General features: G+C 36.4%; 10 protein-coding genes. 2 read left to right on the top strand and 8 right to left on the bottom strand.

From position 1 onward, the window contains the following. Window positions 1-30: 30 nt before the first annotated feature. Window positions 31-507: a hypothetical protein gene (locus ASG21_RS03915; RefSeq protein ID WP_056076176.1), complete on the bottom strand. Its 477-nt coding sequence runs from the start codon at window positions 505-507 to the stop codon at window positions 31-33. A 5-nt stretch (window positions 508-512) separates the two neighbouring features. Continuing rightward, entirely contained in the window at window positions 513-1,181 is a 669-nt protein-coding gene (gene folE / locus ASG21_RS03910) for a GTP cyclohydrolase I FolE (protein ID WP_056076172.1), read from the bottom strand. A 100-nt stretch (window positions 1,182-1,281) separates the two neighbouring features. Here folE and ASG21_RS03905 point away from each other — a divergent pair, with 100 nt between their 5' ends. Together ASG21_RS03905 and ASG21_RS03900 are read left to right on the top strand one after the other, a co-directional pair. After that, on the top strand, window positions 1,282-2,433 hold the full coding sequence (locus ASG21_RS03905) for a hypothetical protein (RefSeq protein ID WP_056076169.1): 1,152 nt from the start codon (window positions 1,282-1,284) through the stop codon (window positions 2,431-2,433). A 19-nt stretch (window positions 2,434-2,452) separates the two neighbouring features. Continuing rightward, on the top strand, window positions 2,453-2,944 hold the full coding sequence (locus tag ASG21_RS03900; protein WP_056076166.1) for a hypothetical protein: 492 nt from the start codon (window positions 2,453-2,455) through the stop codon (window positions 2,942-2,944). Between the two features lie 48 nt (window positions 2,945-2,992). On the opposite strand, the gene metF is transcribed toward ASG21_RS03900, so the two are convergent. The 6 genes from metF to ASG21_RS03870 all read right to left on the bottom strand — a co-directional run bounded on the left by metF (window position 2,993) and on the right by ASG21_RS03870 (window position 11,749). Continuing rightward, a complete protein-coding gene (metF, locus tag ASG21_RS03895; RefSeq protein ID WP_056076163.1) occupies window positions 2,993-3,949 on the bottom strand; it encodes a methylenetetrahydrofolate reductase [NAD(P)H] in 957 nt (318 codons plus the stop codon). A gap of 14 nt (window positions 3,950-3,963) precedes the next feature. Further along, a complete protein-coding gene (locus tag ASG21_RS03890; protein WP_056076160.1) occupies window positions 3,964-5,376 on the bottom strand; it encodes a P-loop NTPase fold protein in 1,413 nt (470 codons plus the stop codon). Between the two features lie 3 nt (window positions 5,377-5,379). Beyond that, window positions 5,380-8,046: a methionine synthase gene (gene metH / locus ASG21_RS03885; RefSeq protein ID WP_056076158.1), complete on the bottom strand. Its 2,667-nt coding sequence runs from the start codon at window positions 8,044-8,046 to the stop codon at window positions 5,380-5,382. A 216-nt stretch (window positions 8,047-8,262) separates the two neighbouring features. Next, a complete protein-coding gene (locus ASG21_RS03880; protein WP_056076153.1) occupies window positions 8,263-9,354 on the bottom strand; it encodes a fatty acid desaturase in 1,092 nt (363 codons plus the stop codon). 64 nt (window positions 9,355-9,418) lie between these two features. Continuing rightward, on the bottom strand, window positions 9,419-10,429 hold the full coding sequence (locus ASG21_RS03875) for a homocysteine S-methyltransferase family protein (protein WP_056076151.1): 1,011 nt from the start codon (window positions 10,427-10,429) through the stop codon (window positions 9,419-9,421). 153 nt (window positions 10,430-10,582) lie between these two features. After that, the gene (locus ASG21_RS03870; RefSeq protein ID WP_056076148.1) at window positions 10,583-11,749 is read right to left on the bottom strand and encodes an O-succinylhomoserine sulfhydrylase; all 1,167 of its coding nucleotides are present in this window, start codon (window positions 11,747-11,749) and stop codon (window positions 10,583-10,585) included. Window positions 11,750-11,756: the final 7 nt, after the last annotated feature.

Here is an 11,756-nt window from a genome sequence, read left to right as displayed (position 1 = left end):
GTTGTGATGAAAATCTGGCTTGAAACTTTTCTAAATTTTATCATTGCTTATATTTATTACATTAGATTTTGAAGCTCCAATGTCGTCTCTTAAAATTAAAATATCTTGATAAAGTTCTGTTAAAACTCTATTTCCCCCTAGATCAGAATAATTAACTTCTGAATTTATAAGGGATGTAAGTTTTTCTTCGAATTTACTTAAACATCCAAACTCTTCTTCAAGATCAGCCAGATTTAAAGGATCCATTGGATTTAAATTCACTTTTTCTAATTCTTTTCTTCGGAAAATTTTGATTAACAGATCATAAACTTCAAAATCCTGAATTTCAATCTCTAAAGTTCCCTTTTCAAAATTATATTTAACTTCAATATAATCTTTAACTTTGGAGAAAATTTCAATGAAATTCTTTTCATTTTTTATCAAAACTACATTCTTGAAATAAGATATTTCATATCCATATCTTTCGGAAAGTAATCTGATATTTCTTTTTATAATCTGATTAATCATCGCATTTAATAATCCAGTTTCGCGTGGCTTCCTACATAATGCAGAAACTCCTGTCTGGTAATCGGATTGGTTCTGAAAATCCCGCTCAATTCTGCAGTAATGGTTGAACTTGCAGTATCCTTTATTCCTCTGCAGTTTACGCACAGGTGTTTTGCATCGATAATGCAGGCAACATTCTGAGTTCCTAAAGCATCTTTTAGGGCATCAACAATCTGCATCGTCAGTCTCTCCTGAACCTGTGGTCTTTTCGCATAGTAATCAACAATTCTGTTGATTTTTGAAAGTCCGATTACGTCACCACTTGAAATATACGCAACGTGTGCTCTTCCGATTATTGGCAGAAAGTGATGCTCGCAGAATGAGTAAACTGTGATGTCTTTTTCCACCAACATCTGGCGGTATTTGTATTTGTTTGAAAATGTAGAAATTCCGGGTTTGTTTTCAGGAAGTAATCCACCGAAAATTTCATTTACATACATTTTTGCAACTCTTTTGGGAGAATCTTTTAATGAATCATCGGTCATATCAAGACCAAGTGTTTCCATGATTTCTCCAAAAAGTTCAGTAATTTTTTCTATCTTTTCCTGTGGCGATTTCTCAAAGGCATCTTCACGAATCGGCGTATGCTCTTTCCCTGTGAAAATATCATCATCGTTATCGGTAAAATCAACCATTTTTATTTATTTTGCAACAAAAATACGGATAAAATTAATTCTACATTTTAATTTGCCCCAAATTTGAATTACCTTTCACCTTATATTAGCCTGAAAAATTATGATCATTGCAGAAGAAGTACTGAATAGCGCACAAAAAAAGGAATTTCTGGAGTTTCCAGCGAGACTTTATAAAGATGACAAAGCGTATATCCGGCCTTTAGACAAAGACATTGAAAGCGTTTTTGACAACAGCAAAAACAAGTGTTTTACGACTGGTGAATGCAAAAGATTTCTGTTTAAAAAAGATCATAAGACAGTTGGAAAAGTTGCTGTTTTTATCAATAAGCAATACATCGAAAAACAACCCACCGGCGGGATAGGATTTTTTGACTGCATTAATGATCAGGAGACTGCCAACTTCATATTTGACCACTGTAAAAACTGGCTTCAGCAGAGAGGTATAGAAGCGATGGATGGTTCAATAAATTTCGGGGAACGCGATAAATTTTGGGGTGTACTCATTGAAGGTTTTTCTGAACCTCTGTACGGGATGAATTACAATTTCCCTTATTACAAAGATCTATTTGAGAATTACGGATTTCAAATCTATTATAACCAACTTTGCTTCAGCAGAAAAGCCCACGCTCCTACTTCAAGGATTTTCAATATTATGCACGCCAAGCATTCTAAAAACGAAAATTTTTCGTCTAAACGTGTGACCAGGGCCAATATGGATAAGTTTGCTGAAGATTTTTATACAATTTATAACAAATCATGGGAAAGCCACGGTGGCGGAAAGCAGATGACTCTGAATGACGTCAAAAAACTTTTCAACACGATGAAACCTGTAATGAATGAACATATTGCGTGGTTCGCTTATAAAAGTGGAAATCCGATTGCGATGTGGATCAATATTCCGGATCTGAATCAATGGTTTAAATATCTCAATGGGAAATTTGGATTTTTAGATAAGCTGAAGTTTCTTTATTACAAAACTTTTAAGCATAATTCCAAGTTCGTTGGTTTAATTTTTGGAGTTCTTCCGGAGTGGCAAAATAAAGGGGTTGAAGGTTACCTCATCGTAGAGGCGGCCAACCATTTCCGTGTGGCAACAAAATTTGAGGATTTTGAAATGCAGTGGATTGGGGATTTTAACCCAAAAATGCTGGGGCTTGCAAAACATCTGGAGACTGAAGTGACAAGAAAACTGGCGACTTACCGATATTTATTTGACCGCACAAAGGAGTTTGAAAAGCATCCGACAGTTTAAAATTTAAAAAAATCAAATCATGGAACCATTAGTTTTTGTTGTTATCTTATTTTTCATTTTTCTGTTGTCTATTCCTGCAATTATTTTTCTGGTTGCATACTTGGCGGCACAAAGCAGAAAGAAAAAACAGAAAATTCTCCTGGATGAAATTGGTACTCCGGAATATCATGCTTTTGTACGGTACAATATGGGAAATACGCAAAATGAGTTCTTTAAACTGAAAGCGTTTCAGGGAAGCGGAATGATTTATATTGAAGACCGTAAGATCATTTTCAGAGATACTTTAAATCAGAATCCGCATACGTTTAATCTGGATGAATCGTCAATAAGATGGGAAGATATCAATCTGGTGAATGGACTGTTGAAATGGTTTTCGGTGAGTGATGATACAAAAAAATACTTTTTTAATATCGACAGCGGAATGTTTATTTTTAATACCAATTCTTCAAAACCGACAACGAAAAGTGTTTTTGATCAATTGATTCAATATCAGACAGAATATAAACAATAAGGCTTCAGAAAATTTCTGAAGCCTTATCTTTTCACATTTACTAACTATTTAAAACAGCTCTCCAGCCACTTTTTTAATATTATCACTTTTACCCATCGAGTAAAAATGAAGTACGGGAACGCCAAAATCAAGCAATTCCTTGCATTGGCTAATGGCCCATTCCACGCCGATTTGTTTTACGGCCTCATTATTTTTCGCACTTTCCACGGCATTAATCAAATCTTCAGGCAAATCAATTTTGAAAACCTGTGGCAGTAATTTTAAATGCTTTTTAGTAGCAATCGGTTTAATTCCTGGAATGATTGGAACCGTGATTCCCATTTCACGGGCTTTGGTAACAAATTCGATGTACTTTTTATTGTCAAAAAACATTTGGGTGACGATATAATCTGCGCCGGCATCCACTTTTTGCTTGAGCCATTTCAGATCGTAATTCATTGACGGAGCTTCCATATGTTTTTCGGGATAACCGGCAACTCCGATGCAGAATTTGTTGTGTTCATCGCAAGCCTGATCGTCGTGAAGATACTTTCCTCTTCCCAAATTGTTGATCTGATTCACCAAATCCATAGCACTTGAGTGACCGCCGGGAGTGGCTTCAAAATATTGATGACCCTTCATCGCATCGCCACGAAGCGCCATAATATTGTCGATTCCCAAATACATACAGTCTACCAAAAGATATTCTGTTTCTTCTTTGGTAAAACCTCCGCAAAGCAAGTGTGGAACAGTATCTACATTGTATTTATGCTGAATTGCCGCACAAATTCCTAACGTACCGGGACGCATTCTCGTGATACGGCGTTCCATCAAACCGTTTCCTTTGTCAATATAAATATATTCTTCCCTTGAAGTCGTGACGTCGATAAATGGAGGCTTAAATTCCATTAACGGGTCGATATTTTTATATAAATCTTCAATCCCGATTCCCTTTTGAGGCGGAACCACTTCGAGGGAGAAAAGAGTTTTGCCGTTGGCGTTTTTTATGTGGTCTGTGATTTTCATTTATTATATTCTAGTTAAATTTCTATTATTTCATTATACTGCACAATTGCATCTATTAAAAGAGATTTTAGATCAGCATTAACAAAATCACCAGTAAACTCAAATCTTCCATGCTTAAAATTTATGCTAAACTTGTATGGGGTAACAAGGAGATTATTGTTGTTATCCTCATTTTTTTCCTTTTTGAAATCTATAAATAGGTATAGTTCTCCAACTACATTCTGGTATTTTGACAATTGATTAAATTCAACGTTTTGCACATATTTTATAAAATTATTCGAATCGCCAAAATACCGAATTATAGTCTTGAGTAGTATATATGTGCTTTTAAATAGAGAGAATATATTGATATATTTATGTTTAAATAATACATCGTAATTTTGAGAATTACTAAAATTATAAAAATTTGTCACACCTTTTCTTGAGAAATCGTCATTAAACAACTGTCTTGCAGAAATATAATTTTTTGAAATAGCATCTGATAGTATGTAGCCTAAAAAATCAATATTACCATTTCTATAAGCATCTTCTTTAAAATTTTCATTAAACCACTTTGCATAATCTTTATTCGAATATTCAAAAACTTCTAAAGAATAAAATTTATTTATGTATCCAAAAAAATCAACATGCTCTCCGTAAAAATGATGATAAATATGTTTAATATTATTTATATCACAAACTAAAATGACCTTCTCAAATCCAAATTTATTTTCACCCAATTTATCGTGTGCAGAGAAGATATTTAAGATTCTAAAGATGTGCTCAGGATCAATTCTATCTAAATCATCAATAACCAAAACAGGTTTCTTTTCAGTTCTCGTTTCAATATCTTTTATTAATTTATAAATGAGCTGAGAAACTGCATTATTTTCATAAAGAGAACCAATTTTTAATTCTTCTTTATCAAAAAAATTTTTAATAATTTTTAAATCTGGATCTGATTCCATTTCTTTTTTGAAATTATCAAAATCACCTTTGTTAATTTCAGAAATTTTTGAAAGTAATTTCCCAACATTTTTGATTATTGAATAAGATTTAGGTACTTGTTCTTCAATAACCGTTTCTCCTAATAAATCTATATTTGAAATAAAATCATTCAAAAATTTATTTGAGAAATATTGATAAACTAAATTTCCTATTGGAAAATCAAAATCTTCAAAGTCAATAATATTTTTTTCTAGAATCTGAAATAGTATGTCAAACTTTATCAATTCAAAAATATCTTGATTATTTGAAACTGAATAATTTACCGGATTTATAAAAATTGGAAAATACTCTTTTTCATATTTTTCGTCACTAAAAAATACATTCAAAAAATAAGATTTTCCAATTCCAAATTTTCCAGAGAAAACAATTCTATTATTTTTCTCAATATTTAAATGATTTTCAAATTTTTTAAAAACCTTTTCTATTAATTCTTTTCCCATAGTTTAAATTCCATCTGCTAAATTCGGGTTCAGCCATTTTCGGGCTTCCTGTAGAGAAATTCCTTTCCTTACAGAATATTCTTTCAGCTGATCTTCTGAAATTTTTCCTAAACCAAAATATTTGGCGTGCGGGCTTCCAAAATAATATCCTGAAACAGCTGCGGTCGGGAACATTGCTAAACTTTCAGTAAGATAAACTCCGATTTCTTCTTCTACCTTCAGCAAATCCCATATCGCATGTTTTTCCAAATGATCCGGACAGGCGGGATAGCCCGGTGCCGGACGAATTCCTTTGTATTTTTCGGCAATTAATTCTTCGTTGCTCAAATTTTCCTGATTGGCATAACCCCAATATTCTGTACGGACTTTTTTATGTAAAAATTCTGCATACGCCTCTGCAAAACGGTCGGCAATGGCTTTTACCATGATAGCATTATAATCGTCGTTGTCTTTTTCGTACTGATCAGACAGTTCATCAGTTCCGAAACCTGTACACACGCAGAAAGCGCCCATGTAATCAGTCTTTCCTGAACTTTTAGGTGCAATAAAATCACTCAGTGCGATATAATCTTTACCTTTTGATTTCTGAACCTGCTGTCTCAGCGTTAAAAACTTGACTTTTTCCTGATTATTTTCATCATAAATTAAAATGTCATCCGTCTCGGTTGAATTGGCTTTGAAAATTCCGAAGACCGCTTTGGCAACCAAAAGTTTTTCATCAACAATTTTCTTTAAAATTTTCTGACCGTCTGCAAACAGTTCTTTTGCCTGTTCACCCACAACTTTATCATCAAAAATATTCGGATATTTCCCGTGCAGATCCCAGCTTCTGAAAAACGGCGACCAGTCGATAAACGGAATCAATTCTTCCAAATCCTGATTTTCAAAAACCTGAATTCCCAAATTGTTAGGAGTGAAAATTTCTTCGTTTTCCCAATCGATTTTAAATTTATCTCTTCGGGCATCTTCGATGGTAACGTAATTTTTATCAACCTGTCTGTTTAGGAACTTTTCTCTAAAATCTGAATAGTCATTTTTCAAATCATCAACATATTCTTTATTACGATCTCCTAATAATGAACTCACCACGTTTACCGCTCTGGAAGCATCATTTACGTGAACTACGGCGTTTTTATATTTTAAATCAATCTTTACCGCAGTGTGCGCTTTCGAGGTTGTTGCACCACCGATTAATAAAGGGAAATTTAGGTTTTGTCTTTCCAGTTCTGAGGCGATGTAGACCATTTCATCCAAACTTGGCGTGATCAATCCACTCAAACCAATAACATCCACGTTGTGATCAATGGCTGCCTGAATAATTTTCTCGGCAGGAACCATTACGCCCAAATCGACAATGTCATAATTATTACAACCCAAAACCACACTCACAATATTTTTTCCGATATCGTGAACGTCGCCTTTCACGGTTGCCATCAGAATTTTCCCGTTAGGTTTCTGAGCCACATCTTTTTCAGCTTCAATGAATGGCTGCAGGTAGGCTACGGCTTTTTTCATTACCCTCGCAGACTTTACTACCTGTGGAAGAAACATTTTTCCGCTTCCGAATAAATCTCCGACAACGCCCATTCCGGTCATCAGATTAACTTCTATGACGTGGAGTGGCCTTTCAGACTGTAATCTGGCTTCCTCAACATCTTCTTCGATGAAACGGTCGATACCTTTAACCAAAGAATGTGTGATTCTGTCCTGCAAAGGATGAGTACGCCATTCGAGTTCTTCTACTTTTTCTTTTTTAACCGATTTATTCCGTTCAGAATAATCTAAAAGGCGCTCGGTAGCATCTTCTCTTTTGTCGAGAATTACATCTTCAACGAGTTCTAAAAGTTCCTTATTAATTTCATCATACACCTCAAGCATGGCTGGATTTACGATACCGATGTTCATCCCAGCCTGAATCGCATGATAAAGGAAAACTGAGTGCATCGCTTCACGCACCGTATCATTTCCACGGAACGAGAACGAAACGTTGGAAACACCTCCACTCACCGAGGCGTAAGGAAGATTTTGTCTTACCCAACGGGTTGCTTCAATGAAATCGATTGCGTTGCGACGGTGTTCATCCATTCCCGTTGCGACCGGAAATATATTTAAATCGAAAATAATATTTTCAGCAGGAAATTTAACCTCATCCACCAAAATATCGTAGGAACGTTTGGTAATTTCAAGTCTTCTTTCGTAATTATCAGCTTGTCCGACCTCATCGAATGCCATAACAATCACCGCAGCTCCATATCTTTTGATGGCTTTTGCGTGTTTTACGAACTCTTCTTTTCCTTCTTTTAAACTGATCGAATTCACCACACATTTCCCCTGAACAACCTGTAAACCAGCTTCCAGAATTTCCCATTTGGAAGAATCGACCATGATTGGGATTTTGGAAATATCCGGTTCGGAACCAATAAGATTCAGGAATTTAATCATGGAAGCTTTTCCGTCGATCAAACCGTCGTCAAAATTCACGTCAAGAATCTGAGCACCGCCATCTACCTGATCTCTTGCGATATCTAAGGCTTCAGAAAATTTCTCTTCTTTTATTAATCTTAAAAACTTTTTAGATCCGGCAACATTGGTTCTTTCACCAACGTTGATAAAATTTGATTCCGGAGTAATAATCAGTGGCTCAAGCCCCGACAATCTTAAATATTTCATGTTTTTTTTAATCTAACAATTGATCAGTTCAGTTTACCAATATTTGGAATCGCTAAATTGATTTGTTTTTAATTTAAATTTTTATCATCATTTTGAACACTAAGTTTTTTTAAATGCTTACTGTTTTGAGTTTTACAAAACCTTAACCTTTTAAAAGCACACTCAGTTCATTATCATCAACTGTCCTCAACATACAACTTTTATATTTTAAAAAATTTATTCTTCTAAAATAAAATAGGCGTTGTTTGCATTTTGCTTCAGCAAATCGACATGTTTGCACAAAGCGGTAAAAATTGGAAATCGTTTGTAGCCCAGATTATTTTCTTTGGCAAACTGCTCAATTTCCTCTGTGATTTCATTATAATACATATAGCTGTAGTTCGGGAAAAGATGATGGGCAACGTGAAAGTTGAAATTTCCCAACACATTTCTCACAAACCAGTTGTTCTCTTTTAAATCATTCGTCACCTCCAGCTGATGACGGATCCAGCTGAACGGAAGTCCGTTTTTTTCATCCAGTTTAGGAAAAGCATTGTCTGGTAGCGGATGCAGTGGCAACAGTACAAAAAGCGCAAAAACACTCGCTGCAATCACCTGTAAAAACCAGGCAGCCAAAGCCAAACCTATTGAAACTTTAAAAAATAAAACCGGAACGGCAATCTGATAGAAAAAGTAAAATAATTTGAAACTGATCATTTTAATTTTTTCCGAAACCGGAATTCTGCCCTGCGTTTTTAAAATCACTCTCTCTTTATCAAAAAAATCTCTGAAATCTCTGATAAACATCCAGTTGAACAAATATAAAGGATACACCAAAAAGAAAAAGAAGTGTTGGAATTTCTGAATTCCTTTAGCCTTAATCCATGGCACGATCAGTAAAAGTCCGCTCTGCTCGATGTCGGTATCCCAGCCATCAACGTTCGGGTAGGCGTGATGCGCTGCGATGTGCCGCTTCTTCCAGATGTAGGAATTAGCTCCGACAACATCGAAAATCTGCAAAACGAGACTGTTGAGTTTTTTATTTTTAAAGATATTGTTGTGCGCGGCTTCGTGAATTAAATTTAAATAAATTAAAACCAGAGAAATCCCCATCAAAACAAAACTCGAAATATAAACCCAAGGCCGATCTGCATTGAAAAGCGCAAACACATACAAACCAAAATAGACCAAAGGCAAAATAATGGCTTTGATCTGAATGTAAACATCTCTGTTTTGGGGAAGTGTTTCTACGCGCTGGTTCACTCTTTTTCTTAATTCATTAAACAGTTTGGTATCATCGGAATTTTTAAGGTAAAATGGCTTTTCCATAAGATCGTTGATTTGGATTTAAAAAAAGTTTTTATACTCGTTCTAAATTTTCAACAATCAAAAATCATACAAAATCTTTAACTTTTCTCGGCTCGTATTTGTCAACCAAATCGGCAATGGCTTTAATGTGTTCCGGCGTTGTACCACAGCATCCACCGATGATATTGATCAGTCCTTTTTCTACATATTCTTTAATCTGAGCAGCCATCTGATCTGGAGATTCATCGTACTGCCCAAAAGCATTCGGAAGACCCGCATTCGGATAAGCCGAAACGTGGAATTCTGAATTGTGCGCCAGTGTTTCCAAATACGGCGTTAACTGATTGGCTCCCAACGCACAGTTGAATCCAACACTCAGTAAATTCAAATGCGAAACTGAGATCAAAAATGCTTCTGCTGTCTGTCCGCTCAACGTTCTTCCAGAGGCATCTGTAATCGTTCCTGAAACCATGATTGGAATTTGAATTCCTCTTTCTTCCTGAATTTCGTCGATGGCAAATAATGCTGCTTTTGCATTCAGTGTGTCGAAGATTGTTTCTACCAAAAGAATATCTGAACCACCGTCCAACAATGCTTCTGACTGTTGTTTATATGCCAGTCTCAAATCTTCAAAAGTAATCGCACGGTAACCCGGATCGTTGACGTCCGGACTTAAGCTTGCAGTTCTGTTGGTCGGTCCGATAGAGCCAGCCACAAATCTTGGCTTATCAGGATTTTTAGCCGTAAACTCATCACAAACTTTTCTGGCGATTTTCGCAGATTCGTAGTTGAGTTCGTACACCAAATCTTCCATGTGATAATCTGCCATTGCGATGGTTGTTCCGGAAAATGTGTTGGTTTCCAGAATATCGGCTCCGGCGTCCAGGTATTTTCTGTGAACTTCCTCAATTGCGTGAGGCTGCGTCAAAGAAAGCAGGTCGTTGTTTCCTTTCACGGGATGTTCCCATTCTTTGAAACGCTCGCCGCGGTAATCCTCTTCTTCAAATTTGTACCGCTGAAGCATGGTTCCCATTGCTCCGTCGAGAATCAGGATTCTCTCGGAAAGGGCTTTGTATAGTTGTGCTGAATTTTTCATTTTTTTTAATACTAATTACACAAATTATATTCTAATTTCTCTAATTTTTGCGCTGAATCTCTTGCAGCCCGACTTGAACGGAGCTCTTTTTGCCGCAGCGCAGCGGAGGCAAAAAAGCGGGAGTGGAAGGCGGATACAGCTGCCCAAATCATCCTATCCTAACGCCTGCTTCAAATCGGCAATAATATCATCCACGTTTTCCAGACCTACCGAGCAGCGAACCAATCCCGCGGTGATTCCCACTTCATTTCTCTCTGCATCAGATAGCTTGGAGTGCGTTGTGGATGCCGGATGTGTCACAATGGTGCGGGTATCGCCCAGATTGGCAGACAGCGAGCACATTTTTATTTTATCTAAAAAGTTTCTGCCACCTTCAATACCGCCTTTGATTTCGAAAGCGACGACGTTTCCGCCCAACTTCATTTGCTTTTTGGCAATTTCATAGCTCGGATGCGATTTTAAAAACGGATATTTTACCAATTCAACATTCGGATGATTTTCTAAAAACTCTGCGACTTTCAATGCATTCTCGCAATGTCTTTCTACACGGATAGCCAGTGTTTCCAGGCTTTTGGACAAGACCCAGGCGTTGAATGGCGACATGGCTGGACCTGTATTTCTGGCAAAAAGATAAATCTCTCTGATTAAATCTTCTCTACCGACCGCCACTCCACCCAAAACACGACCCTGACCGTCAATCAGTTTCGTTGCTGAATGAACAACCAGATCAGCTCCGTATTTTATTGGCTGCTGAAGGTAAGGCGTCGCAAAACAGTTGTCTACAATGAAAATAAGATTGTGTTTTTTAGCAATCTGACCAAAATATTCTAAGTCTAAAATTTCTATTGCAGGATTGGTCGGTGTTTCCAGATACAGAATTTTTGTATTGGGTCTTATGTATTGCTCTACATTTTCAGAATCCTCAGCCTTAAAATAGGTCGTTTCAATATTCCATTTTGGGAAATATTTGGTAAACAAAGTATGAGTTGATCCAAAAACCGATTGGCAGCTCACGATGTGATCTCCTGCATTCAACAATGTTGCAAAGGTAGAGTAAATCGCAGCCATGCCGGTGGCAAATGCGTACCCAGCTTCTGCGCCTTCCATTTTTACAATTTTATCTGTAAATTCTGTAACGTTCGGATTTGAAAATCGGCTGTACAGATTTTTTGATTTCTCCTCAGCAAAACTCGCTCTCATATCTTCAGCATCTTCAAAAATAAAGCTTGACGTAAGATACAAAGGCGTAGAATGCTCGTCAAACTGAGTTCTTTCGGTTTGAGTTCTTATTGCGAGGGTTTCGAAATTTTCGTTTTCCATTTTATCT

The sequence above is a fragment of the Chryseobacterium sp. Leaf394 genome (assembly GCF_001424105.1).
In the GTDB taxonomy this organism is placed as follows: domain Bacteria; phylum Bacteroidota; class Bacteroidia; order Flavobacteriales; family Weeksellaceae; genus Chryseobacterium.
Note: the sequence above shows the minus strand (reverse complement) of the source record. Positions and strands in the feature narration are given on the sequence as shown.

Bases quoted from the DNA above. Each gene is read 5' to 3' on its own strand.
- metH (WP_056076158.1), bottom strand. From the start codon at position 8,046: ATGAAATATTTAAGATTGTCGGGGCTTGAGCCACTGATTATTACTCCG.
- ASG21_RS03905 (WP_056076169.1), top strand. From the start codon at position 1,282: ATGATCATTGCAGAAGAAGTACTGAATAGCGCACAAAAAAAGGAATTT.
- ASG21_RS03870 (WP_056076148.1), bottom strand. From the start codon at position 11,749: ATGGAAAACGAAAATTTCGAAACCCTCGCAATAAGAACTCAAACCGAA.
- ASG21_RS03880 (WP_056076153.1), bottom strand. From the start codon at position 9,354: ATGGAAAAGCCATTTTACCTTAAAAATTCCGATGATACCAAACTGTTT.
- ASG21_RS03875 (WP_056076151.1), bottom strand. From the start codon at position 10,429: ATGAAAAATTCAGCACAACTATACAAAGCCCTTTCCGAGAGAATCCTG.
- ASG21_RS03915 (WP_056076176.1), bottom strand. From the start codon at position 507: ATGATTAATCAGATTATAAAAAGAAATATCAGATTACTTTCCGAAAGA.
- metF (WP_056076163.1), bottom strand. From the start codon at position 3,949: ATGAAAATCACAGACCACATAAAAAACGCCAACGGCAAAACTCTTTTC.
- ASG21_RS03900 (WP_056076166.1), top strand. From the start codon at position 2,453: ATGGAACCATTAGTTTTTGTTGTTATCTTATTTTTCATTTTTCTGTTG.
- ASG21_RS03890 (WP_056076160.1), bottom strand. From the start codon at position 5,376: ATGGGAAAAGAATTAATAGAAAAGGTTTTTAAAAAATTTGAAAATCAT.
- folE (WP_056076172.1), bottom strand. From the start codon at position 1,181: ATGGTTGATTTTACCGATAACGATGATGATATTTTCACAGGGAAAGAG.